Here is a 25,435-nt window from a genome sequence, read left to right as displayed (position 1 = left end):
ACCGCATCATGCTCTTGCTAGCCAATATCCTGGTCGCGGTGGTGGCCGCGCTGCACATCTACTTCCTGGTGCTGGAGATGTTTCTCTGGACCAAGCCGCTCGGGCTGAAGACGTTCCGCAACTCGATCGAGAAGGCGACCGACTCGGCGGTGCTCGCGGCCAATCAGGGCCTCTATAACGGCTTTCTTGCCGCCGGGCTGATTTGGGGCCTTGTGCACGGCAATCCCGGCTTCGCAATCCAGATCAAGACATTCTTCCTGCTCTGCGTGATCGTTGCCGGCGCCTATGGCGCCGCCACCGTGAGCCGGCGCATCCTCTATGTGCAAGCCGCGCCCGCGGCAGTCGCGTTGATCCTGCTCTGGCTGGCTTGACGCGACACAGCGCGCTGGTGGCATTGCCTTGCAATGCCACGACCGTTCCTCCATCATTCCTGCAACGATGACATCCGCGGCTTGAGCCCGGCGGACAAGACCATCGGCAACAGGGAGGTCACGACATGAGAAGCGTGCAACTGCTCGCTGCGACGACGCTCGCGATCGCGTTGTCGGTTACATCAGCGACCGCGCAGAAGAAATACGACATCGGCGCCACCGACACCGAGATCAAGATCGGCCAGACCGTGCCGTTCTCGGGCCCCGCATCCGCCTATGCCGGCATCGGCAAGACCCAGGCCGCCTACTTCAAGATGATCAACGATCAGGGCGGCATCAACGGCCGCAAGCTGAACCTGATCCAGTATGACGATGCCTATTCGCCGCCGAAGGCGGTCGAGCAGGTGCGCAAGCTGGTCGAGGGCGACGAGGTGCTGTTCACCTTCCAGATCATCGGCACGCCGTCGAATGCCGCCGTGCAGAAATACCTGAATGCCAAGAAGGTGCCGCAGCTCTTGGCCTCGACCGGCGCCTCGCGCTTCTCCGATCCGCAGAATGCACCGTGGACGATCGCCTACAATCCGAACTACCAGTCCGAGGGCCGCATCTACGCCAAATACATTTTGGCCAATCACCCGAACGCCAAGATCGGCATCTTCTACCAGAACGACGATCTCGGCCGCGACTACATCGCCGGCCTGAAGACCGGGCTCGGCGAAAAGGCCGCGAGCATGATCGTCGCCGAAGCCTCCTACGAGCTCACCGACCCGACGGTCGACTCGCAGATCGTCAAGCTGAAGGCAGCGGGGGTCGACCTGCTCTACAACGCGTCGACGCCGAAATTTGCCGCGCAGGCGATCCGCAAGGTCGCCGACCTCGCCTGGAATCCGGTGCACATCCTCGACATCAATGCGAGCCCGGTGTCGGCGACGCTGAAGCCGGCCGGCCTCGACATCTCCAAGGGCATCATCTCGACCAATTACGGCAAGGATCCCGCCGATCCGCAGTGGAAGGACGATCCCGGCATCAAGGCCTATTTCGCCTTCATGGATAAGTACTATCCCGAAGGTGACAAGCTCAACACCGTCAACACCTACGGCTATGCGACCGCCGAGCTCTTGGTCCAGGTGCTGAAGCAGTGCGGCGACGACCTCACCCGCGAGAGCCTGATGAAGCAGGTGACCAGCCTGAAGAAGTTCGTGCCGAGTCTGGCGCTGCCCGGCATGTCGATCACGACGGGGCGGAACGACTACCGCATCAACAAGCAGATGCAGATGATGCGGTTCAACGGCGAACGCTGGGAGCTGTTCGGCCCGATCATCGAGGACACCGGGCCTGCGGGCTAGGGCGAGCTCGCGGCGCGATACTACTCGCTCTCCCCGTTCGTACCTTGTCCGCTCCCTCTCCCCGTTCTTACGGGGAGAGGGCTGGGGTGAGGGGCCGCTTCCGCAAACACGCTGGCATTTGACTCGCGGTGACTCCCCCTCACCCGGAACGCATCTGACGATGCGTTCCGGCCTCTCCCCGCAAGCGGGGCGAGGCAGACCGAGCAGCAGCCGCTTTGCATCGCCCCCTACTTTCGTTGACTGAAATTGCTCGCCTTTTTGGCATTCCTCGTCTTGCGTTGCAGCAACGGTTCCTCCAGTATTCCGGCCCAGCGATGGCGGCCGCGGGCGTTTGGGCCTGCGGACAAGATCATCGGCCAACCATCAATCACGTGAGGAAGCAGCATTATGAGGAATGGGATTTTCCACCTGGTCACGGGAACGGCGCTGGCGATCGCGCTGTCGGCGTCACCGTCCCTGGCGCAGAAGAAGTACGATCCCGGCGCGACCGATTCCGAAATCAAGGTCGGCCAGACCGTCCCCTTCTCCGGACCGGCCTCCGCCTATGCCTCGATCGGCAAGACCCAGGCGGCCTATTTCAAGATGATCAACGATCAGGGCGGCGTGAACGGCCGCAAGATCAATCTGATCCAGTATGACGACGCCTATTCGCCGCCGAAGGCGGTCGAGCAGGTGCGCAAGCTGGTCGAGAGCGACGAGGTGCTCTTGACCTTCCAGATCGTCGGCACGCCGTCGAACGCCGCCGTGCAGAAGTATCTCAACTCCAAGAAGGTGCCGCAGCTGTTTGCCGCAACCGGCGCCTCGAAGTTCACCGATCCGAAGAATTTTCCGTGGACGCTCGGCTTCAACCCGAACTACTTCGTCGAGGGCCGGATCTACGGCCAGTACATCCTGAAAGAGCATCCGAACGCCAAGATCGGCGTGCTCTATCAGAACGACGACCTCGGCAAGGATTATCTGAACGGCATCAAGGCCGGGCTCGGCGACAAGGCCGCCAAGATGATCGTGGCCGAAGCCTCCTATGAGGTGTCCGACCCGACGATCGACTCGCAGGTGATCAAGATCAAGGATGCCGGCGCCGACCTGTTCTTCTCGGCCTCGACGCCGAAGCAGGCCGCACAGGCGATCAAGAAGATCGCCGAACTCGGCTGGAAGCCGATCCACATCGTCGACATCAACGCCACCTCGGTCGGCGCCGTGCTGCAGCCGGCGGGCCTGGAGAATTCCAAGGGCCTGATCAGCACCAACTACGGCAAGGACCCGGCCGATCCGCAGTGGAAGGACGATCCGGGCATGAAGCGCTATTTCGACTTCATGGCCAAGTACTATCCGGACGGCGACAAGAACTCGAACTTCAACACCTACGGCTACTCGACCGCGCAGCTGATGGTGCATGTGCTGAAGCAGTGCGGCGACGATCTGACCCGCGACAACGTGCTGAAGCAGGCGACCAATTTGAAGAATGTCGAGCTCGACATGGCGCTGCCCGGCATCAAGGGCAACACCGCGCCGAACGACTACCGCGTCAACAAGCAGCTGCAGATGATGCGCTTCAACGGCGAGCGCTGGGAGCTGTTCGGCCCGATCCTCGAGGACGCCGGCCCGGCTGGCTAGTGGTTGTCTTCAACGTCTGAGATGCAATCGGCGGCCTCCGGGCCGCCGATTTTGTTTTCATACCACTACTCCATCCCCGTCACCCTGAGGTGCGAGCCCTTGCGAGCCTCGAAGGGTCGACGGCCCCGGCCGGGCCGATTCATCCTTCGAGGCTCGCCGAAGAGGCTCGCACCTCAGGATGACGGGGAAAGAGCGCGCGACGCGTATCAGCCGACGGCCGACGCCGTCACTTCGGGATCTCCCCAAAAGTCTTGCCCACCGGCAGCACGGCGTGCCGGATCAGCCGCGAATCCTCCACCGCGGCCTGACGGTGCTTGACCGCCTCGCGATACACCGGATCGCGGATCATCTCGACGAAGGCGGCGACACTGGGATATTCGGCGATGAAGCAGTGATCCCAGCGCTCCTCCTGCGGGCCGATCAGGATCAGCTCGAACTTGCCCTGCCAGACGATGCGGCCGCCGAGACGCTCGAACACCGGACCGCTCTCGCGGCCATAGGCGGCATAGGCCTCCGCACCACTCGCCTTGCGGCCGTCGGGATAGGCCGCCCATTCGCGCAGGCGGACGAGGTTGAGCATGTGGATCGGGCCCGGCCGGTCGCTGTCCCGGAACTGTGCGAAGACCTCCTTGGTCGGATCGATATGGCCCATGCGCGCTCCTTTTGTGTTTGTTCCATCCATATGTAGCACGCACCGCCCAACCTCCTAATCCCGCGTTAAGCTTTGCGTAACCGCCCCTTAAACCGGGAACGGTAGCGTGCCGCGAGATTGGTGTGAGCGCGTTGCGGATGGCGTGGGGAAAGAAAAAGGGCGGTGCGCGCAAGGAGCCGCTGTTCGGGCTTCCGGCCGCGCTTGCCGACCTCAGACTGTCGCCGGCCGATCGCGTTCCCGGCGGCGGCGACGACAAGCCCGTCAAATCCAAGCCCAAGAACAACACGTCCGGCAGCGATTCCGGCGACGAGAAGCCGCGCCCCGCCAAGAGCAGCAGCAAGAGCAGCAAGCGCCGCGGCAAGTCGCGCGGCTTTGGCATCGGCCGGCTGGTCTATTGGACCGCGGTGCTCGGCCTGTGGGCCGGCATCGCAGTGATCGGTGTCGTGGTGTGGGTCGGCGCGCATCTGCCGCCGATCCAGTCGCTCGAAATTCCCAAACGGCCGCCGACGATCCAGATCGTCGGCATGGACGGCAGCGTGCTGGCACAGCGCGGTGAAATGGCCGGCGCCAATGTCGCGCTCAAGGACTTGCCGCCCTATCTGCCGAAGGCGTTCATCGCGATCGAGGACCGCCGCTTCTATTCGCATTACGGCGTCGATCCGGTCGGTATCCTGCGCGCGGCGGTGACCAATCTGATGCATCGCGGCGTCTCGCAGGGTGGCTCGACCCTGACGCAGCAGCTCGCGAAGAACCTGTTCCTGACCCAGGAACGGACCATGGCGCGCAAGCTGCAGGAGGCCGAGCTTGCGATCTGGCTGGAGCGCAAGCATTCCAAGAACGAGATCCTCGAGCTCTACCTCAACCGCGTCTATTTCGGCTCCGGCGCCTATGGCGTCGAGGCGGCGGCGCAGCGCTATTTCGGCAAGTCGGCGAAGAACGTGACGGTAGCGGAGGCCGCGACGCTGGCGGGCCTCGTCAAGTCGCCGTCGCGGCTCGCGCCCAACCGCAACCCCGAAGGCGCCGAGCAGCGCGCCCAGATCGTGCTGGCCGCGATGGCCGATGCCAAATTCATCACCGAGGCCCAAGCCAAAGCCTCGATCGGCCAGCCCTCGATCAACGTGAAGCCGGCCGGCGCCGGCACCGTGAACTATGTCGCCGACTGGATCAGCGAAGTGCTCGACGATCTGGTCGGCCAGATCGACCAGGACATCTTGGTGCAGACCACGATCGATCCGAAGCTGCAGAACACCGCAGAGGCCGCCATCATCGACGAGCTCGCCGCCAAGAGCGTGAAGTTCAATGTCAGTCAGGGCGCGCTGGTCGCGATGACGCCCGACGGTGCGGTGCGCGCCATGGTCGGCGGCCGGAACTATGCCGAGAGCCAGTACAACCGCGCGGTGACCGCGAAGCGGCAGCCCGGCTCGGCTTTCAAGCCGTTCGTCTATCTCACCGCGGTCGAGGCCGGGCTGACGCCCGACACCATCCGTAGCGACGCGCCGCTCGACATCAAGGGCTGGAAGCCGGAGAACTACACCCACGAATATTTCGGCTCGGTGACGCTGACCCAGGCGCTGGCGATGTCGCTGAACACGGTTGCGGTGCGGCTCGGCATCGAGGTCGGCCCGAAGAACGTGGTGCGCACCGCGCACCGGCTCGGCATCTCCTCAAAGCTCGACCCCAACGTCTCGATCGCGCTCGGCACCTCCGAAGTGTCCGTGATCGAGCTGGTCGGCGCCTATGCGCCGTTCGCCAATGGCGGGTTCGGCATCTCGCCGCATGTGATCACCAAGATCCGCACCAGCACGGGCAAGCTGCTCTACGATCGGCCGAACGATCCGCCCAACCAGGTGATCGATCCGCGCTATGATTCGATGATGAACAGCATGATGCGCGAGACCCTGATCTCGGGCACTGCGCGCAAGGCCGAGATCCCGGGCTGGACCGCCGCCGGCAAGACCGGCACCAGCCAGGATTACCGCGACGCCTGGTTCATCGGTTACACCGCCCATCTCGTCACCGGGGTCTGGCTCGGCAATGACGACAATTCGCCGACCAAGAAGGCGACCGGCGGCGGGCTGCCGGTGGAAGTGTGGAGCCGCTTCATGAAATCGGCGCATCAGGGCGTGCCGGTGGCGGCGATCCCGAACTCGCAGGGCAATTGGGGGCCTTCGAACCTGATCCAGATCTCGTCGCAGATCAGCCCGCCGTCGCCGCCACAGATGCAGGCGCAGCCGCAGCTGCAAGCACCGCAACCGCCGGCGCCGCTGCCATCCGGCGGCGGCTATTACCGCCAGCCGCCCCCGGTGCGCACGTCGGGGCATCCGGCCAACCCGAATGCGCGGCCCGAGGCGGCGGCGGGATTGGACGGCTGGCTGGTGGACCGGCTGTTCGGGGGCAATCGGTAGGCACGCCGTCAACCTGTAGCCCGGATGCAGCGGAGCGAAATCCGGAACCAGTCGCGCCGTCAGTGAGACCGCCCCGGATTGCGCTGCGCTCCATCTGGGCTACGCATCCCTTAATATGCACTCGGCCGTCATCCCCGCGAATGCGAGGATCCAGTACGCCGCGGCTTCTCGTGTTGAAACAATCGCGTCTGGAATACTGGATCGCCCGCTTTCGCGGGCGATGACAGCATGTTGTGAGGCAAGAGCGCCGCCTACTCCTGAATCCCGTAGCGGTGCAGGTCGTTGCCGTGGGTGTCGAGCCAGGTCTTGGCGCGCGTGACCGACGCGCAGATCCGGTCGACCACCCGCCAGAACCGCGGCGAGTGGTTCATCTCGACGAGGTGCGCGACTTCATGCGCGGCGAGGTAATCGAGCACGAAAGGCGGCGCCAGGATCAACCGCCAGGAAAACGACAGCGAACCGGCCGAGGTGCAGGAGCCCCAGCGGCTGGACTGGTCGCGAATCGACAGCCGCCGCACCCGGACGCCGAGTTCGGCGGCATAAAACTGCGCCGCCTTCTGCAGATCCCTGCGCGCCTCGCGCTTGAGGAAGTCGTGCACGCGGCGATCCATGTGCTCGACACCGCCGGCAACGCAGAGAATCTTCTCGCCGCTGTCGCGCGTCTCGGTCCACACCGTGCCGCGCTCGCCGGAACGATGGACCAGACGGTGCGGCACGCCGCGCAGCGGCACCACTGTGCCGGGCTGAAACGGCGCAGCCTTCGGCAATCGGCCGAGGCGCGCGGCAATCCAGCCGCCATGAAGGTGCGCAAAATCCTTCGCTTCCACGATCGTGCCGCGCGGCGGCATGGTCAGGATCGCTTCACGGTCGGTCGGATGAATTCTGAGGGTGTAGCGGCGCGCGCGCCGGTGCCGGCGCAGCCTGATCGTGAAGAACTGGGAGCCGTGTCTCACCAAAAGAGTCGAGGGTTCGGCAGGCCGCCGATACAGGAGCGCGCGAGTAGCCATGTCTGAAAGTCCGGGGAGCAGGAGTTCGCCCGGACTTTGCCATATCCGCCGCCACGGAAAGCGCTCGGCGCAAAAACAAATCATTTGCCCAATATACAGGGGCTGACGATTTCTGAACCCCTACTGGCTGGGGTTGGAACCGGTATTTTTGGACTGAATCGGTCTTGAAAACAACGCCCAAAGGGTGAGGAAAGATTCACCCTTTGAGCTTCACCGGATTCGAGATTTTTTTAGTCAACTCAACGGCTTATGCGACCGCCGAAATCGAGACCGGGTTGACACCTATTCGGCCGCCGCGACCAGGGAAAGCCGCGTATTCGTCGCCGAAACCATGAAATCGGAGATCCGCGGCACGATTTCAGAGCGGAACCGCGATCCGTTGAACACACCGTAGTGCCCGACGCCCTTCTGCACGTAGTGCACGCGGCGATGGTTGGGAATCGAGGTGCAGAGCCCGTGTGTCGCTTCGGTCTGACCGAGACCGGAGATGTCGTCCTTCTCGCCTTCCACCGTCATCAGCGCGACGCGGCGGATTTTTGAGGGATCGACCGGCTTGCCGCGATGGGTCATCTCGCCCTTCGGCAGCGCATGCTTGACGAACACGAGATCGACGGTCTGCAGGTAATACTCCGCGGTGAGGTCCATCACCGCGAGATATTCGTCATAGAATTCGCGGTGCTTGTCGACGAGATCGCCGTCACCCTTGACCAGATTGGCAAACAGCGACTTGTGCGCGTCCATGTGCCGATCGAGGTTCATGCTGATGAAGCCGTTGAGCTGCAGGAAGCCCGGATAGACGTCGCGCATCACGCCCGGATGCGGGAACGGCACCTTGGTGATGACATTGTTGCGGAACCACTCGATGCCGCGCTCGGCCGCGAGGTCGTTGACCGCGGTCGGATTGCGCCGCGTATCGATCGGGCCGCCCATCAGCGTCATCGACAGCGGCACGAACGGATCGTTGTTGGCTTCCATCACCGAGACGGCCGCAACCACCGGCACCGACGGCTGGCACACCGCGATGACGTGCATGTTGCCGCCGAGCGCATGCAGCATCTCGATCACATAGTCGACGTAGTCATCGAGGTCGAAACGGCCCTCCGCGAGCGGCACCATGCGCGCATCGGCCCAGTCGGTGATGTAGACCTCATGCGTCGGCAGGAAGGCTTCGACGGTGCCGCGCAGCAGTGTCGCGTAGTGACCCGACATCGGCGCCACGATCAGCACCCGCGGCTGCGGTGAGCGCAGCGGCCGCGTCAGCTTGCGATCGAAATGCAGCAGACGGCAGAACGGCTTCTCCCAGATCGTCCGCACCTCGACCGCGGTGCGGATGCCGTTCACCTCGGTGGTCGGCAAGTTCCATTCCGGCTTGCCATAGCGGCGGGTGGTCCGCTCGAACACCTCGCAGGCGGCGGCGATCGACTTGCCGAAGTGGGTGTGCGTCCACGGATTGAGCGGATTCTGAAACAGGATCTTGGTGGCGTCGGTGACCGCGCGCGCCGGATTGAGCGAGGCATGCCCCATCTCGTACATCCAGTACAGCGGCGTCGTGAATGCCGGACCGCCTTCTCTAGCCAGTGGCGGTACGCCGCCAAATTCACCGATGGGCATAGCTGTTTCAGACCCCTGTTTTGCGCCGCAGCATACTGACGACAGCATAACAATGCGTCAATGCGCCGCTTGTCGAAATATGGGGTCAACCCGGGCTAAAACACCGAGAATCCACGAGAAAGTGACATTTATTCACCACCTGACAGCAGCGAGCCGTTGCGCTTGGCGCTCTGTAAAAGGGCAAGGAAGATCGCAAAAGAGGCAGCGAACAGCATCGCGTTGATGACCAATGCCCACGCCATCAGGTCGGCGCGGAAGACGTGATCGATCAGCAGCGACCGCATGCCCTCGAACACATAGGTCGGTGGCAGGGTCCAGGCGACATGTTGCAGCCAGGTCGGCAGCACTTCGACCGGGTAATAGATGCAGGCGAGCGGCATCACCGCAAACATCAGCGTCCAGACGATGCTCTCCGCCCCCAGCCCGTTGCGCAGCACGAGGCCCGAGGCGAACACGCCGACCGACCAGCTGGTGAAGATCAGATTGCAGAAGAAGGCGATCAGCGGCAGCCCGATGGCGTAGAAATTGAAGCCGAAAAAGAACAGCGCCATCAGCGTCATCGGGATCACGCCGATGGCAAGCCGGATGATGCTCATGATCATCAGCGACAGCAGGAATTCGATCGGCTTCAGCGGGCTCATCATCAGGTTGCCGAGATTGCGCGCCCACATCTCTTCGAGAAACGAGATCGAGAAGCCGAGCTGGCCGCGGAACAGGATGTCCCACAGGATGACGGCGCCGATCAGCGTGCCGCCGGCCTTGGCGAAGAAGCCGGAGGCCTGCGAGATGTAATTCTGCAGAAAGCCCCAGGTGATGATCTGCAGCGCCGGCCAGTAGACCAGCTCCAATAGCCGCGGCCAGGACGACATCAGGAGATACCAGTAGCGCAGCACCATCGCGTTGATGCGCTGCAGTGAGATGCCGCTATGCGGATGGCTGACGATGTCGCTCATGATGTGCCCTCTGGCGCGCCCTCACGCACCCGGCCGCGCGCGACGTCGAGAAACACCTCTTCCAGAGTGTCGCGGTTGTAGCGCGCCATGATCCGTTCAGGACTGTCGTCGTCCTCGATCTTGCCACGCTTCATGATGATGACGCGGTCGCAGAGCCGCTCGACCTCCAGCATGTTGTGGGACGCCAGCAGGATGGTCGCGTTGTGGGTCTTGCGATAGGTCTCGAGATGCTGCCGCACCCAGTCCGCAGTGTCAGGGTCGAGCGACGCAGTCGGCTCGTCCAGCAGCAACAAGTCAGGCTCGTTGATCAGCGCCTTCGCCAGGGCGACACGGGTCTTCTGCCCGGCCGAGAGCTTGCCGTTGGCGCGATCGAGAAAATCCTTCAGGTCGAGATCTTCGGCCAACCGGTCGATCCGCTCGCGCAAATGCTTCACCGCGTAGAGACGCCCGAAGATGGTCAGGTTCTGCCGCACCGTGAGCCGCATCGGCATGTCGACATAGGGGCTTTCGAAATTCATCCGGCCGAGCACGTCATAGCGCTGCTCGGGGATTTTCGCGCCCAGCACGTGGACGGTGCCCGACGTCGGCAGCACCAGCCCCATGATCATCGCGATCGTCGTGGTCTTGCCGGCACCGTTGCCGCCGAGCAGGCCGGTGATGCTGCCGCGCGTAATGCGGAAGGAAATGTCATCGACGGCGCGGGTGGTCTTGTAGACCTTGACCAGATGCGCCACGTCGATCGCGGCCGATCCACCCTGATCGGTCGTGAACGCGTCGTTGGCCGCCCGCTCCCGCCCTGTATCGACCTGCTGCATAGGCCCGTCATTGAGCTATTGCGACAATAAGCGCAAGGCTTAGGCGACCAAGGCTTGCACGGTTAGGCTGCGTCATGTCGCGAATTTGTGCGCCGCCCACTGCACCGCTAAAGTCCTGGAATGACCGACGTCCTCTCCGATTTCCGCCAGCCACGCCGCTATGTCCGCCTCGATACCATCCTGCGGCTGCGCTGGCTGGCCGCGCTCGGCCAGCTCGTTGCGATCTTCATCGTCGCCCAGGGCCTGGAATTCGATGTTCCGATCGTGCCCTGTGTCAGCATCGTGGCGTTCTCGGCGCTGCTCAATCTGTCGCTGCAGGTCGCGTTCAACCCGATGCAGCGGCTGGAGCCGGGCTACGCCGCGACCCTGCTCGCCTTCAACATCGTCGAGCTCGGCGGCTTGCTGTATTTCACCGGCGGCCTGCAGAACCCGTTCTCGTTCCTGTTTCTGGCGCCGGTATTGATCTCGGCCACGGTGCTGCCGATCCGGCTGACGATCGGGCTCGGCTGCCTCGCGGTCGCCTGCGCCTCGGCGCTGTTCTTCTACCATCTGCCGTTGCCCTGGGATGCCGACGACCCTCTGGTGCTGCCGCCGATCTACCTGATCGGTGTCTGGCTTTCGATCCTGCTCGCGATCGGCGTCACCAGCCTCTACGCCTTCCAGGTCACCGAGGAGGCGCGGCAACTCTCCGACGCGCTCGCCGCGACCGAGCTGGTGCTGACGCGCGAGCAGCATCTGACCCAGCTCGACGGCCTTGCCGCCGCCGCGGCGCACGAGCTCGGCACGCCGCTGTCGACGATCTTCCTGATCTCGCGCGAGCTCGAGAAGACGGTGCATGAACCGGCGATCGCCGCCGACCTCAAGACCGTGCGCGAACAGGCGCAGCGCTGCCGCGACATCCTGAGCAAGATCGCGCAGCTGTCCTCGAGCGGCGCGCCGTTCGACACCATGAAGCTGTCGACCTTGATCGAGGAGGCGGTGGCGCCGCATCGCGATTTCGGCGTCAACATCAAGGTGCGGCTAGCTGTCGCAGCAACGCGCGAGCCGGTCGCCGCGCGCAACCCGGCAATCCTTTATGGCGTCGGAAACATTCTGGAAAATGCCGTCGATTTCGCGCACCAGACCGTCGAGGTGAATGCATGGTGGAATGCCGAAACCGTCGAGATCGTGATTTCCGACGACGGTCCGGGCATCGCGCCTGACATGCTGAAGCGGATCGGGGAGCCGTATCTGTCGCGCCGCCGGGGCACGGATGAGGCCCAATCCGCCCGCGGGGGCCTCGGTCTCGGTGTTTTCATCGCCAGGACACTGCTGGAGCGCACCGGCGCCAAGGTCTCGTTTACCAATCGCATCTTCCCCGATCACGGCGCCATTGTGCAGATCGCCTGGCCGCGCGACCGCTTCGAAGATGAAACGCCTGCTGCCGAGGCAGCGTCTTAAGAACGATTCTTAACCGCAACTGCTGGCATTACGGATGCAGCATCCGCGACTTTCGGCTGCCTTGGCAGCGCCGCACTGGTGCACCATATAATTGGCTATCTGCCACTGGGAAAAAATGGACCGTGAACGCAATCGCCGAATTGAATGACCTTGCTGACCGCTCGCTCCTCATCGTCGAGGACGACAAGCCTTTCCTGGAGCGCCTGTCGCGCGCAATGGAGACGCGCGGCTTTGCGGTGAAGTCATGCGACACGGTGTCCGACGGCATCGCCGAGATCGGCCGCGCCGCGCCCGCGTTCGCGGTCGTCGACCTCAGGCTTGGCGACGGCAACGGCCTCGACGTCGTCTCGGCGCTGAAGCGCAAGCGTCCCGATGCGCGCGCGATCGTGCTGACCGGCTACGGCAACATCGCCACCGCCGTCACCGCGGTGAAGATGGGCGCCGTCGATTATCTCTCGAAGCCTGCGGACGCCGACGACGTCGTCGCCGCGCTGCTCGCGACCGGCACCGAGAAATCCGAACTGCCGACCAACCCGATGTCGGCGGACCGCGTGCGCTGGGAGCACATCCAGCGCATCTACGAGATGTGCAACCGCAACGTCTCGGAGACCGCGCGCCGCCTCAACATGCACCGCCGTACCCTGCAGCGCATCCTCGCCAAGCGCGCGCCAAGGTAAGCAGTCGTTTCAGAATTTCGAATGGCCGGGCATCGTCCCGGCCATTTTCGTTTCCCGTCATCCTGAGAGGGTGTGAAGCTTTGTCCTCACCCACCGCTGTCATCGCCCGGCCGGTGCGCAATTGCGCACATGGACCGGGCGATCTAGTACGCCGCGGCCTCTCGCTTCTATCACCGGCGTCTCTGGAATACTGGATCACCCGGTCAAGCCGGGTGATGACACCGAGCAAGCTGAGCAAACCAACACCGTCATCCTGAGGTGCGAGCTCTTGCGAGCCTCGAAGGATGAACGGCCCGGCTGGTGGCCGATGCATCCTTCGAGGCTCACGATCGCGCTTCCGACTAAAACTCATGCCCTTGCGGGTCGACCAGACGGTTGATCCGCTGCGCCGCGGCCATGGCGAAGCGCACCGTCATCGCCTTGCGGGTGGCGGCCGGCAGGCGGTGCTCCGGCGCCTCGCAGTGCAGGTGCGCGCCGTAGGCGTCGGCGATGATCAGCCCGGTGTCTTCGGGGAAGATCTCGCACGGCAGGTCCTGCGTGAAGGCAAAGAACAGCCGGTCGCAATGCATCCGGTAGTCCTGCCATTTCTGATCAGTGCGCAGATCCTCCACCGACGACTTGATCTCGACGATCCAGATCTCGCCGCGCTCGTTCAGCGCCACCAGATCGGCTCTTCGGCCGGACGGCAGCGGCAACTCGCTGATGCAGGAAAATCCCAGCGATCTCAAAAGCCTCGCAGTGCCGCGCGCGATCGCGAGCGCGGTCTCCGACTGGCGCCGGTCGGGCGCAGGCACGAGGGCGATCTGGCGGGCGGGCGATTCCATGCGCCAAGACTAACCGATTCCGTTCATCTGCGGCAGCGCCGGAATCGGCCGCAAATTGGCGAGGAAGCCGCCTTGATTCCGGCCTCAAGCCACCGCGAAGCCGATGGAACTTTGGTTCCGAGGGGACGGAACCACTGGAGGAGACCCATGAGGTCACGCATCACGCTTCTCTCGCTCGCCTTCGCTCTCGCAACCCTTCCGCTATCCGCCGGCCTGTCGCAGGCGATCGCCAAGCCGGTCGTCGAGGTCGCCTTCGTGCTCGACACCACCGGCTCGATGGGCGGTTTGATCGAGGGCGCCAAACGCAAGATCTGGTCGATCGCGTCCGCGATCGTCGATTCCAATCCCGACGCCGACATCCGCATGGGCCTCGTCGCCTATCGCGACATCGGCGACGAGTACGTCACGAAGAAAATCGAGCTGACGCGCGACATCCAGGACCTCTACGCCAATTTGCTCGAGTTGAAGGCGCGCGGCGGCGGCGACTGGCCGGAGAGCGTCAACGAGGCGCTCGATGTCGCGGTCAACAAGATGCAATGGACCCACGCGCGCGACAGCACGCGTATCGTGTTCCTGGTCGGCGATGCGCCGCCGCACATGGACTACGCGCAGGACACCAAATATCCGATCACGCTGGCGACCGCCAAGCAGCAGGACATCATCGTCAACGCCGTGCTCGCCGGCAATGCGCAGGACACCGAGCGGGTGTGGCGCGACATTGCCCAGAACGGCAATGGCGAGTTCATCCCGATCCCGCAGGACGGCGGCCAGATCGTCACCATCGAGACGCCGTTCGATGAGGAGATCATCATCCTGCAGCGCGAGATCAACGGCACGGTGATCCCCTACGGCCGGCGTGCGCTGCAGAAGCGGACCGAGTCCAAGACGCAGCAATTGTCCAGCGTCGCCGCCGCATCGCCGGCACGCGCCTCGGAAATGGCGAGTTTCATCAACAAACGCGCGAAAACGACGTCGGAGGCCGTCACCGGCGATGGCGACCTGGTGGCCGACGTCGCCGCCGGCCGTAACGACGTGGCGAAGGTCAAGGAGGAAGAGCTGCCCGACAACCTCCGCGCCATGCAGCCCGAGCAGCGCTCCGCCGAGATCACCAGACAGATCGCGCAACGCAAGGCGCTGAACGAGAAGCTCGCCGCCCTGGTCGCCAAGCGCGACAAATATGTCGCCGAGCACCGCGCCAAGGCGCCGCCAAAAGCCTCGTCGTTCGATCGCGTGGTCGAGGACACGCTGAAGGCGCAGATCAAGCGGTAGCCACTCCTCGGGAAGCGTCGACCGCGCTTTGCGGTCGGCGCTCCTCAGGAACCCGCCGCCACCTTACCGCTTATCCTTCGGCCGCCGGCACGGCGCGGATCGAAGAGGGTTGCCTGGTGATCGACGACCTTTGGTACAAGAACGGAGTGATCTATTGCCTCTCCGTCGGCACCTATATGGATGCCAATGGCGACGGCATCGGCGATTTCAGGGGTCTGCTGCGGCGCCTCGACTATCTGAACGGACTTGGCATCACCACGATCTGGCTGATGCCGTTCCAGCCTTCGCCCGGCCGGGACAATGGCTACGATATCTCCGACTATTACGGCGTCGATCCGCGCTACGGCACGCTGGGTGATTTCGTCGAGTTCGCCCATGGCTGCAAGCAGCGTGGCATGCGCGTGATCATCGACCTCGTCGTCAACCACACCTCGGATCAGCACGGCTGGTTTCAATCGGCGCGCAGCACGAAGGATTCGCCGCATCGCGACTGGTATGTCTGGTCCGACAAGCGGCCTGCCAATGCCGACAAGGGGATGGTGTTTCCCGGCGTGCAGAAGTCAACCTGGACGCGCGACAAGCGGGCGGGCGCTTGGTACTTCCATCGCTTCTACGATTTCCAGCCTGACCTGAACACGTCGAACCCGCACGTGCAGGCCGAGATCCTCAAGATCATGGGGTTCTGGATCCAGCTCGGCGTCTCCGGCTTTCGCATGGACGCGGTGCCGTTCGTGATCTCCACCAAGGGCGCCAAGGTACGCAAGCCGGTCGAGCAATACGACATGCTGCGATCGTTTCGCGAGTTCCTGCAATGGCGGCAGGGCGACGCGATCATCCTCGCCGAAGCCAATGTGCTGCCCGAGACCGACATGAATTATTTCGGCCGCGACGGCGAGCGCATGCAGATGATGTTCAACTTCCAGGTCAACCAGAATCTGTTCTACGCGCTGGCATCCGGCGACTCGCGGCCGCTGACGAAATCGCTGGCGGCCACCAAGCCGCGGCCGGCGACGGCGCAATGGGGCCTGTTCCTGCGCAACCATGATGAGCTCGACCTCGGCCGCCTCACCAAGGCACAGCGCGAGACCGTGTTCAAGGCGTTCGGTCCGGACAAAAGCATGCAGCTCTACGACCGCGGCATTCGCCGGCGTCTGGCGCCCATGCTTGGTGGCGACCGCCGTCGCCTCGAGCTCGCCTACAGCCTGATGTGCACGCTTCCCGGCACGCCCGTGATCCGATACGGCGACGAGCTCGGCATGGGCGACGATCTCGCCCTCCCCGAACGCAACTGCGCACGCACCCCGATGCAGTGGTCGACCGAGCCGCATGCCGGCTTCACCGAAAGCGATCGGCCCTGCGTGCCTGTGATCGACAAGGGCGCGTATGGCTACGAGCACGTCAACGCCGCCAAGCAGCGGCGCGACCCGAATTCGCTCCTGAACTGGACCGAGCGGATCATCCGCATGCGCAAGGAAGTCCCCGAGGTTGGTTGGGGCGATTTCAAGGTGATCACCGTCCGCGATCCGGCGATGCTGATCATCCAATACGACTGGCGAAACAACTCGGTGCTGTTCATCCATAATCTCGCCGAACCGCCGCGCGAGGTCGCGTTCAGCGTCGGCCTCCCCGGCGAGGCCGGCAAGCTTCTGGTCAACCTCTTGACCGAGGACCACAGCCGCGCCGACGATCGCGGCCGCCACAAGCTGCTGATCGAAGGCTACGGCTATCGCTGGTACCGCGTCGGCGGGCTCGACTATCTGCTCAAGCGCAGCGACATCGACACCAAAACGCCCCGCCTGCCACGCTAGCCGTCGTCCTGATGCTGAGGCGGCCCGAGGATCACGCCCTCATTGGCGCGCAGATCGAGCATGCCTTCGACCTTCTCGCCTTGCCGGTCCATGAAGGTCGACAGCAGGATCACGTTGCTGAAGCCGATTGCGCTGGAGGTGATGGTCGCAGGCGCGGTGCCGAAATTCAGCGCGATCACCGCGACGCCGTCGACGCTGCGCCGCCGGTACAGCAGCACGTCGCCATGCGCGCCCACCGGCTCGTAGCTGCCGCGAACCAGCTGCGGCAGTTGGCGGCGCAGTGCGATCAGCGCCTTGTAGAAGCTCAGGATCGACGCCGGGTCCGCCTCCAGGCTCGCGACATTGTCGCTGGCAAAATCATGCGCCAGCGGCAGCCATGGCTGCGCGGTCGAAAAGCCGGCGTAGCGCTCGGCGCTCCACTGCATCGGGGTGCGGCAGCCGTCGCGGCCGACGCCGAGGCCGGGCACATTTTTCTCGAAGGGGTCGCGCACCTGATCCGGCGCGATCGGCTGCTGGCGCATGCCGAGTTCGTCGCCGTAATACAGCGTCGGCGTGCCGCGCAGCGTCAACAGCAGCATCGCCGCGACGCCCACTTGCGCCGGGCCGACCCGGCTCGCCACCCGCGGCCGGTCGTGATTGCCGAGCACCCAGTTCGGCCAGGCGCCCGGCGGCAGCGCCTTCTCGTAGTCGGCGATGATCTTCTCCACCGAGCGTGCGCTCCACAGCGTCGACAGCAGCGCGAAATTGAACGGCATCTGCGCGCCGCGCAGATCGTTGCCGTAATAGGCGACCAGCCGGTGCAGCGGCAGATAGACCTCGCCGATCAGCACGCGGTCGTCGAATTCGTCCGTGACGCGGCGCATCTCGGTGATGACCTCGTGCACCTCCGCCTGGTCGGTCGAATATTGCGTGAGGATTTTTTCGTGCGGCGGCCGGCCCTCGAGGTAATGCGGGTTCGGCGGGTTGTCGCGAAAATCGGCGTCCTTGATCAGGTGCCAGATCACGTCGACGCGAAAGCCGTCGACGCCCTTGCGCAGCCAGACGCGCATCACCTCATAGATCGCTTCCCTCACCGCGGGATTGCGCCAGTTGAGATCGGGCTGCTGGGCGAGGAAGGCGTGATAGTAGTACTGGCCGGACGTCTCGTCGTAAGTCCAGGCGCTGCCGCCGAACTCCGACAGCCAGTTATTGGGCGGCCCGCCGTCCGGCCCCGGATCGCGCCAGATGTACCAGTCGCGCCTCGGATTATCGCGCGCGCTCTTTGCCTCGATGAACCAGGGATGCTGATCCGAGGTGTGGTTCGGCACCAGATCGAGGATCAGCTTGAGGCCGGCATCGTGCACGGCCGCGACCAGCTCGTCGAAATCCTCCATCGTCCCGAACAGCGGATCGATGCCGGTGTAGTCGGAAATGTCGTAGCCGAAATCGACCATCGGCGACGGAAAGATCGGCGACAGCCAGATCGCGTCGACGCCGAGCCGCGTCAGATAAGGCAGCCGCTCGATGATGCCCCTGAGATCGCCGACGCCGTCGCCGTCGGTGTCCTGAAACGAGCGCGGATAGACCTGATAGAAGATGCCGTGCCGCCACCAGTCGCTGTCGCCCTGATCCATTCCGTCCCCCCATCTCATGCCCGGGCGAGGTAACGCTCTATCTCGCCGGTTGGTTCAGGGATGACCTGCAATTCGGGACAGAAAATGACGCGTAGCCCAGATGAAGCCAAGCGCAATCCGGGATTCCTGCCATCGGGTCCAGTTGCCCCGGATTTCGCGGAGCCTGCCATCGGGCGCGCCTTCGCGCGACCCGTTGGCTGCATCCGGGCTACGGCTCCGCGGCTCAGTGCCTTGTCGCGAGCTGGTAGATCGTGATCAGCACCTCGAACAGGATCAGAAAAACGATGATCAGCTCGAGCCGCAGCGAGCGGCTGGTGTCGATGATGTCGGTCAAGACCTGCGCGGTCTCGGCGACGACGGCGAGCTTGCGGTTCAGCGACTCGGCGCGCTCCTTCAGCTCGTACTCGTCCTCGAGCCGGGCGTAGAGCCGCTCGAGATGCGGCTTGTCCCACAGAATGTCGGGCTTCTCCGATACCTCGACCGGGCCGGAGACGCGATGCCGCACCGACAGCGCGTTGCCGATGTGCTTCAGGATCGCGGCGCGGCCGCCGCGAAAGCGGCCGCCCTTGGCGAGCTCGCGCGCGAACGGCTCGGTGGAGTCGAACACCGCCGCGACCTCGCGCTCATGCCGCGCCAGCACCACGCTTTTCGCCAGCGCCTCGCCGACCAGGATCAGCCGCTCCGGCGACAGGCTCTGCAGATAGATCGGACCGCCCGGCGGTATCTGGTCGTCCTTTTCCGAGGCGAGCTCGATGATCGCGATCTCCTCCTCGCGCCGCGTGAAGGTGCCGGTCATGCGCGACTGCAGGCTGCGCAAGAATTCATCTTCCTCCAGCGCGTTCAGCCCGATCAGCACCACGACGCCGTAGCGGAACAGGACCGCCACGCCATTGTCGTTGACGCGGAACGCCAGCGGCGTCGTCGCCAGCACGTCGCCGCGTTCCAGGCCGGACGTGTTGATGCGGTCCGCGACGAAGAAGGCGCGCGCAGTGGTCCGGGGTCCGCCGAGCGGCGATTTGGAGGCCTGGGTCATGGAATTCCGGACTGCGAGGGCTTAAGTCGTGGCCGAGAGCAATCGCATGCCGGATGCTCTCGAATTGGCGCGCCGTGACCTTATCACGGCCCGTTTGGGGATCACACGCCGGGTCCAGCGCATTTCCGGCCCGTGTTGACGGCACTTCCGCAAAGCCTATGGTGACCGCATGGATGACAAAACCGAGACCAAACCGAAGGCTGGCGCGATCATCGTGCCGGTGACGCTGTTCGAGCAGAACTGCACCATCATCTGGCACGAGCCGACCAAGAAGGCGGTCGTGATCGACCCCGGCGGCGACGTGCCGAAGATCCAGGCCGCGATCAAGCAGACCGGCGTGACGGTGGAGAAGATCTGGCTGACCCACGGCCATATCGACCATGTCGGCGGCGCCGCCGAGTTGCGCGACGCGCTGCAGGTCAAGATCGAGGGTCCGCATATCGCCGACAAATATCTGCTCGAGAACGTCGTCTCCAGCGGCGAACGTTTCGGCATGACCGGGGTGCGCAATTTCGGTCCCGACCGCTGGCTCGACGAGGGCGACCAGGTTTCGATCGGCGACCTCACCTTCGACATCCTGCACTGCCCCGGCCATTCGCCGGGCAGTGTGGTGTTCTTCAGCAAGGAGCTGAAGTTCGCCCATGTCGGCGACGTGCTGTTCGCCGGCTCGGTCGGACGCACCGACCTGCCGGGCGGCAGCCACCAGACGCTGATCCAGTCGATCACGCAGAAGCTGCTGCCGCTTGGCGACGACGTCGGCTTCATCTGCGGTCATGGCGCGGGCTCCAGCATCGGCCAGGAGCGGCTGACGAACCCGTTCCTGACCGGCGAGATGTAAGCGCGCCGCGCGCTGAAGCGCGATGAATGATCATCGCGCTTCCGCTTGCTGTTTGAGCATGATCTCCGCGCAAACGCTTCGCGTTTGTCGCGAGGGAAAACCGCTGCACACTTTTCCGGATCATGCTCGCTCGCTACTTCATCAGCCCCGCGGCGGTCAGCGCCCGCGTGATGACGCGGCTGACATTGACGCGGTTGCTGCGCGGCGCCCGCGGCCTGCTGCTGCGCCGGCCGGCAACGGGTTCGGGCTCCGCCGCCGGCACCGGTATCGTCATCGAGATGGTGTCGGCGCGCTCGCGCGGGACTCCGGTCGGAGCGATGTGCGGCTGGCGCACCTGATCGGTCAGGCCGAAGAAGCTTGCGATGTGATAGGACGAGGAGATCCCCGCCTCGATCAGGAACGCGCCCTCGACGCCATAGCGCTGGTCATTGCCGGCAAGCCCGAGCGGCGTGCCGTGCGCCATGTCGGTGATGGTGTAGGACTCGACCAGCGTCTGACCATCGGCATTCCACCAGACCTCGCGCGGATAACCATCGACCATCGCCTTCGACATCGCCGTCGGCGGCAGGCCGTGCAGATCGAGCCACTGCCGGACGATCGCATCGGCATTGGCGGGAACGACGGTGCGGTCGGCGCTGCCGTGCCACACCGAGATCTTCGGCCAGTCGCCGTTGTAGTTCGACGCCTTGCGCACGCGATCGCCGAGCTCGGGCGCCGACAGCGCACTGCCCTGCATCATCGCCTGCAGCGCCTCGCGCAGATCATTGGCAACGCCGAACGGCAGACCGGCGATGATGGCGCCGCTCGCAAACACATCCGGATAGGTCGCGAGCATGACGGAGGCCATCGCGCCGCCGGCGGACAGCCCGGTCACATGGATGCGCCGCAGATCGATCTTGTGCGTCACCGCCATGTGCCCGATCATCTGCCTGATCGAGCTGGCCTCGCCGCTGCCGCGCGCGATGTCGTCCGGATTGAACCAATTGAAGCAGGTGTTGCCGTTGTTGGTCGACTGCTGCTCCGGCATCAGCAGCGCGAAGCCGTAATGCTCGGCAAGCGTCGACCAGCCGGCGCCGAGATCATAGGACGCCGCGGTCTGACCGCAGCCATGCAGCACGACGACGAGCGCGGGCGACCGCGCCAGCTGCGCCGGCACGAACGAAAACATCTTCAGCGCGCCCGGGTTCGAGCCGAACTCGCTGGTCTCGACCAGCGGCGTCGGAACGGCGGCGGTTGCGCCCTGCGCATACGCTCCCAATCCGCTGAAGCCATTCAGCTTGGGAAGACGGCGCAGAAAATCGATGTTGTTGACCAGTGACAACAGCAACTCCTGAGGTGATTGCGCTTCTGGGAATTCACCTCAACAGATAGTTGCTGCAGTGCAAAATAAAAAGACCGTATGCGGTCATTCCCCTGAAATGTGAGAATCGGCGTTAATTCGTGAGCATGTTCTTGCTTGCGCAACGATTCTTTCAAAAAGCTTGTCACCAGCTTCTCGGATCATGCTCACGCACGGCGCATCCATGACAGAAATGCGGCTGAAATCGTGATCGACAGCACAAACAATGCGCATGCCGCCGATAGCGCCACGCGCGCGGACATGAACGTTTCGACAGCAAAGAATACCGCGCCGATCGCGGCAACGCCGGCGGCGTTGCCTATCTGCGTCGTAGTGCCGTACATGCCGGAGCCGGCGCCGGCGCTCGCCGGCTTTACGCTCGAGAGCACTGCGCTCGACAGCGGCGCCATCACCAGTCCCTGGCCGTAGCCGAAGATCATCAGCACCAGCGCGAGCAACAACGCCGACGGCGCTGCCACCGTCTCGACCGTCGCAACGAGCACGGCGAGACCTGCGATCTGCAAGACGCAGCCTTCGATCAGCACCAAGGTGCCGCGGTGCTTCGCGCGCACACCGCTGTGGCGCGACGCCACCACGAAGGTCAGCGCCAGCGGCACGAACACCAGTCCGGCCTGCAGCGGCGGAATCCCCAGGCCCTTCTGCATGAAGATCGTCATGATCAGATAGAACGACAGGTTGGCAAAGAAGAAGAAAAACACCGCGACCAACCCGCGCATGAACGCCGGATCCGACAACAGCGACAGATCGATCAGCGGCATGCTGCCGCGGCGCGCCACAACGTGCTCCAGCCGCACGAAGGCTGCGATCACGGCAACGCCTGCCGCCATCGCAAGCCACACCGGCGCCGCCCAGCCGAGATCGTGGCCGAACAACAGCGGGCCGATCAGGCACAGCAGCCCCGCGAACAGCACGACCGCACCGGGAATATCCAGCCGTGAGCCGGGCCGGCGCGGCGCCGTCGGCATGATTTTCAGCGCAGCCGCGATGATGACGATGCCGCAGGGAACGTTGACGAAGAACACCGCGCGCCAGCCGAGGCCGGCGAGATCGAGCGTTACCAGCACGCCGCCGAGCAGGAAGCCGGCGGCGCCCGCCAATCCCAGCACGATGCCGTAGATGCCGAAGGCGCGTGCCCGCGCGCCATCGGCGAACAACAAATGCAGCGTCGCCAGGACCTGCGGCACCATCAGTGCCGCGGTCGCGCCCTGCGCCAGCCGCGCGAGGATCAGTTCGAGGCCGGATTGCGCCAGGCCGCACCACAGCGAGGTCAGCGAAAAGCCCGCGACGCCGGCGATGAACACGGTCTTGGTGCCATGGATGTCGCCGAGCCGGCCGCCGGTCACCACCAGCGTGGCATAGGCGATCAGATAGATCGCGATCACCGCCTCGATCTGCGCGGCGCTTGCATGAAGCTCCACGGCGATGGTCGGGATCGCGACATTGACGATGAAGGCATCGACGCCGAACATGAATTGCGCGGCGACGACGATCGCAAGCACCCACCAGTGGCGGGAGGTCTCCGCTCGCGTCGAAACCATCTGGTGCATGCGCTGCGATCCTGCCTGAACATCCGTCGCCGTCATCATCAGCAGATTCCCGTCATCGTCTCGATTACCTCGGACGTAAGCGCGCGCTCACGGTTGCGTCATCCAGCACCGCGGCCGGCATGTGCCGCGACTTGCGTTGAGCCGCTGGGAAACATTCCGGACGGCGGCAATCGCCGCCGATTTGCGCAACAACCATGCGGGCGCCGCAGGCTCGAAGCATTGCCTTGCCCCGGCCCACCCCGTAGGTTGGCGCAAAGCCCCCAATAACGATGATCCGGAGAGAACGACCTATGGCGCGCCTCAAGTTCGGAGCCTTCCTCGCCCCGCATCACCCGATTGGCGAGCATCCGATGCTACAATTCCGCCGCGACCTCGATTTCGTCGAGCAGCTCGACGCGCTCGGTTACGACGAGTTCTGGTGCGGCGAGCATCACTCCTCGGGCTGGGAGACCATCGCCTCGCCGGAAATGTTTTTGGCCGCCGCCGGCGAGCGCACCAAGCGGATCAAGCTCGGCACCGGCGTGATCTCGCTGCCCTATCACCATCCGTTCAACGTCGCGCAGCGTATGGTGCAGCTCGACCACATGACCGGCGGCCGTGCCATCTTCGGTTCCGGCCCGGGCGCGCTGGCCTCCGACGCGCATACACTCGGCATCGACCCGATGACCCAGCGCGACCGCCAGGACGAGGCGATCGCGGTGATCCGCCGCCTGTTCAACGGCGAGCGCGTCACCGCGAAGAGCGACTGGTTCCAGATGCACGACGCCGCGCTGCAGATCCTGCCGCTACAGGAGGAGATGCCGTTCGTGGTGGCCTCGCAGATCTCGCCCTCGGGCATGACGCTCGCCGGCAAATACGGCATCGGCATCATCTCGCTGGGCTCGATGTCGACCCAAGGCCTGATGGCGCTGCCGCAGCAGTGGCAGTTCGCCGAGGACGCCGCCAAAAAGGCCGGCACCACGGTGAGCCGTTCGAACTGGCGCGTGCTGCTGTCGTGGCACATCGCCGAGACCCGCGAGCAGGCGCGGCGCGAGGCCGGCGCCGGCCTGATGCGCTGGCACAACGAATATAATGTCGGCACCCTGATGCGGCCGGGCCTCACCGCGTTTGCTTCGCCGGACGAGGCGGTCGACAAGACCGCGTTCGTCGACGGCGCCGCCTCGACCATCGGCACGCCGGACGATCTCGTGAAGATGATCAAGAATCTGGTGCAGGTGTCCGGCGGCGTCGGCACCATCGTCGGCTTCGCGCATGACTGGGCCAATCCGGAAAACACCCGCCGCAGCTGGGACCTGGTGGCGCGCTACGTGATCCCGGAGATCAACGGCTTTATCGACGGCCTGCGCACCTCGCGCCAGTTCCTGATCGACAACCGCGCGGTATTCGAGCGCGCCGGCCAGGCGGTGATGGCCAAGATCATGGAAAACGACAAGGCCGCCGCCGCGCTCCAACAAACCGGCCCCGGCCGCGTCGCCATCCCCGCCGTCAACGCCCCGGACCTGCAGAAGGCCGCCGCCAAGCAGAAGGCGTGATGCGCTAATCCGCACTTCATCAAACTATCGTCCCGGCGCAGGCCGGGACGATTCAAGAATTGTCCTCGCCACCTCGCTGTTAGAACCGTCATCCTGAGGTGCGAGCTCTTGCGAGCCTCGAAGGATCGACGGCCACCAGCGGGGCCGTGCATCCTTCGAGGCTCGCCGAAGAGGCTCGCACCTCAGAGGCTGTGAATCTATGTGATTTGGCGGGTTTCTGTTTGCGTAAGCGTGAGTCGGATGATTCCCTGCTTTCAAGGTCGATGGAGGCACGGATGTCACGCGAAACACTGTTTGGTGATCTACCTGAAGCAGAGGCGGTTGCGCGGGACTGGCCGGGAAGCGCCCGGCTTCGCGAGCCTGTCCGCGATCAAGTTGAGCTGCGGGCGGTCGATCTTGAGGCGTTGCTGCCGGCTGAGCATCCGGCACGCGTGATCTGGGCCTATGTCGAGAGGCTCGATCTGAGCGCGCTTGAAGGGACCGTTCGGGCGCGTGCCCATGGTCCGGGTCAAGCGCCGGTCAGCCCACGCCTGCAACTGGCGTTGTGGTTGTTTGCCACGAGCCAGGGTGTCGGCAGTGCCCGGGCGCTGGCACGGCTGTGCGAAAGCCATGATGCGTATCGCTGGCTGTGCGGTGGGGTCAGCGTGAACTACCATAGCCTGTCGGAGTTCCGCACCGCGCATCCAGAGCTTTTGGAGCAGCTACTGGTGGAGCACGTTG

General features: G+C 64.3%; 21 protein-coding genes. 11 read left to right on the top strand and 10 right to left on the bottom strand.

Annotation, left to right across the window (positions count from 1 at the left end):
* Positions 1-8: 8 nt before the first annotated feature.
* From CI41S_RS42825 to CI41S_RS42815, 3 genes are all read left to right on the top strand, one after another.
* Positions 9-371 (top strand): DUF1304 domain-containing protein, encoded by a 363-nt coding sequence (locus tag CI41S_RS42825; RefSeq protein WP_139864947.1) that lies wholly within the window; start codon positions 9-11, stop codon positions 369-371.
* A gap of 125 nt (positions 372-496) precedes the next feature.
* On the top strand, positions 497-1,717 hold the full coding sequence (locus CI41S_RS42820; RefSeq protein ID WP_139864945.1) for an ABC transporter substrate-binding protein: 1,221 nt from the start codon (positions 497-499) through the stop codon (positions 1,715-1,717).
* A gap of 387 nt (positions 1,718-2,104) precedes the next feature.
* Positions 2,105-3,331, top strand: coding sequence for an ABC transporter substrate-binding protein (locus tag CI41S_RS42815; protein ID WP_139487465.1), 1,227 nt, complete (start codon positions 2,105-2,107; stop codon positions 3,329-3,331).
* Positions 3,332-3,557: 226 nt separating this feature from the next.
* Here CI41S_RS42815 and CI41S_RS42810 read toward each other — a convergent pair whose 3' ends face one another.
* Entirely contained in the window at positions 3,558-3,983 is a 426-nt protein-coding gene (locus CI41S_RS42810; protein ID WP_139864943.1) for a DUF1330 domain-containing protein, read from the bottom strand.
* 137 nt (positions 3,984-4,120) lie between these two features.
* On the opposite strand from CI41S_RS42810, the gene CI41S_RS42805 reads away from it, so the two are divergent.
* Complete coding sequence (locus CI41S_RS42805) at positions 4,121-6,388, top strand: transglycosylase domain-containing protein (RefSeq protein WP_139864941.1); 2,268 nt, start codon at positions 4,121-4,123, stop codon at positions 6,386-6,388.
* Between the two features lie 251 nt (positions 6,389-6,639).
* Here the strand turns inward: CI41S_RS42805 and CI41S_RS42795 are convergent, their stop codons facing one another.
* From CI41S_RS42795 to CI41S_RS42780, 4 genes are all read right to left on the bottom strand, one after another.
* Positions 6,640-7,479, bottom strand: a complete 840-nt coding sequence (locus CI41S_RS42795; protein ID WP_139864939.1) for a M48 family metallopeptidase — start codon at positions 7,477-7,479, stop codon at positions 6,640-6,642.
* 198 nt (positions 7,480-7,677) lie between these two features.
* A complete protein-coding gene (locus CI41S_RS42790) occupies positions 7,678-9,006 on the bottom strand; it encodes a polyhydroxyalkanoate depolymerase (RefSeq protein WP_139864937.1) in 1,329 nt (442 codons plus the stop codon).
* Between the two features lie 128 nt (positions 9,007-9,134).
* On the bottom strand, positions 9,135-9,959 hold the full coding sequence (locus CI41S_RS42785) for an ABC transporter permease (protein WP_139864934.1): 825 nt from the start codon (positions 9,957-9,959) through the stop codon (positions 9,135-9,137).
* Positions 9,956-10,774 (bottom strand): ABC transporter ATP-binding protein, encoded by an 819-nt coding sequence (locus CI41S_RS42780; protein ID WP_139864933.1) that lies wholly within the window; start codon positions 10,772-10,774, stop codon positions 9,956-9,958. Before CI41S_RS42780 ends, CI41S_RS42785 begins: the two co-directional genes overlap by 4 nt.
* A 120-nt stretch (positions 10,775-10,894) precedes the next feature.
* On the opposite strand from CI41S_RS42780, the gene CI41S_RS42775 reads away from it, so the two are divergent.
* Entirely contained in the window at positions 10,895-12,214 is a 1,320-nt protein-coding gene (locus CI41S_RS42775) for an ActS/PrrB/RegB family redox-sensitive histidine kinase (protein ID WP_139864932.1), read from the top strand.
* A gap of 122 nt (positions 12,215-12,336) precedes the next feature.
* Positions 12,337-12,891: an ActR/PrrA/RegA family redox response regulator transcription factor gene (locus CI41S_RS42770; RefSeq protein ID WP_139487473.1), complete on the top strand. Its 555-nt coding sequence runs from the start codon at positions 12,337-12,339 to the stop codon at positions 12,889-12,891.
* Between the two features lie 341 nt (positions 12,892-13,232).
* Here the strand turns inward: CI41S_RS42770 and CI41S_RS42765 are convergent, their stop codons facing one another.
* On the bottom strand, positions 13,233-13,715 hold the full coding sequence (locus CI41S_RS42765) for an MmcB family DNA repair protein (RefSeq protein WP_139864931.1): 483 nt from the start codon (positions 13,713-13,715) through the stop codon (positions 13,233-13,235).
* 147 nt (positions 13,716-13,862) lie between these two features.
* Between CI41S_RS42765 and CI41S_RS42760 the strand changes: the two genes are divergently transcribed.
* Positions 13,863-14,984, top strand: a complete 1,122-nt coding sequence (locus CI41S_RS42760; protein ID WP_139864930.1) for a vWA domain-containing protein — start codon at positions 13,863-13,865, stop codon at positions 14,982-14,984.
* A 116-nt stretch (positions 14,985-15,100) separates the two neighbouring features.
* Positions 15,101-16,792, top strand: coding sequence for an alpha-amylase family protein (locus CI41S_RS42755; protein WP_139864929.1), 1,692 nt, complete (start codon positions 15,101-15,103; stop codon positions 16,790-16,792).
* On the opposite strand, the gene CI41S_RS42750 is transcribed toward CI41S_RS42755, so the two are convergent.
* Positions 16,789-18,405, bottom strand: coding sequence for an alpha-amylase family glycosyl hydrolase (locus CI41S_RS42750; protein ID WP_139864928.1), 1,617 nt, complete (start codon positions 18,403-18,405; stop codon positions 16,789-16,791). The genes CI41S_RS42755 and CI41S_RS42750 overlap by 4 nt on opposite strands.
* Positions 18,406-18,628: 223 nt before the next feature.
* A complete protein-coding gene (locus tag CI41S_RS42745; protein ID WP_139487478.1) occupies positions 18,629-19,438 on the bottom strand; it encodes an RMD1 family protein in 810 nt (269 codons plus the stop codon).
* A gap of 169 nt (positions 19,439-19,607) precedes the next feature.
* Between CI41S_RS42745 and CI41S_RS42740 the strand changes: the two genes are divergently transcribed.
* Positions 19,608-20,276: an MBL fold metallo-hydrolase gene (locus tag CI41S_RS42740; RefSeq protein ID WP_139487479.1), complete on the top strand. Its 669-nt coding sequence runs from the start codon at positions 19,608-19,610 to the stop codon at positions 20,274-20,276.
* Positions 20,277-20,409: 133 nt separating this feature from the next.
* Here CI41S_RS42740 and CI41S_RS42735 read toward each other — a convergent pair whose 3' ends face one another.
* Positions 20,410-21,597: an extracellular catalytic domain type 1 short-chain-length polyhydroxyalkanoate depolymerase gene (locus CI41S_RS42735; protein ID WP_172628417.1), complete on the bottom strand. Its 1,188-nt coding sequence runs from the start codon at positions 21,595-21,597 to the stop codon at positions 20,410-20,412.
* 185 nt (positions 21,598-21,782) lie between these two features.
* Complete coding sequence (locus tag CI41S_RS42730) at positions 21,783-23,183, bottom strand: MFS transporter (RefSeq protein ID WP_139864926.1); 1,401 nt, start codon at positions 23,181-23,183, stop codon at positions 21,783-21,785.
* 290 nt (positions 23,184-23,473) lie between these two features.
* Here CI41S_RS42730 and CI41S_RS42725 point away from each other — a divergent pair, with 290 nt between their 5' ends.
* Positions 23,474-24,715, top strand: a complete 1,242-nt coding sequence (locus CI41S_RS42725; protein ID WP_139487482.1) for an LLM class flavin-dependent oxidoreductase — start codon at positions 23,474-23,476, stop codon at positions 24,713-24,715.
* A gap of 275 nt (positions 24,716-24,990) precedes the next feature.
* A partial coding sequence (locus tag CI41S_RS42720) for a transposase (protein ID WP_244626876.1) occupies positions 24,991-25,435 on the top strand: 445 nt, incomplete at its 3' end.

Source organism: Bradyrhizobium ivorense, assembly GCF_900696085.1.
GTDB lineage: Bacteria > Pseudomonadota > Alphaproteobacteria > Rhizobiales > Xanthobacteraceae > Bradyrhizobium > Bradyrhizobium ivorense.
Note: the sequence above shows the minus strand (reverse complement) of the source record. Positions and strands in the feature narration are given on the sequence as shown.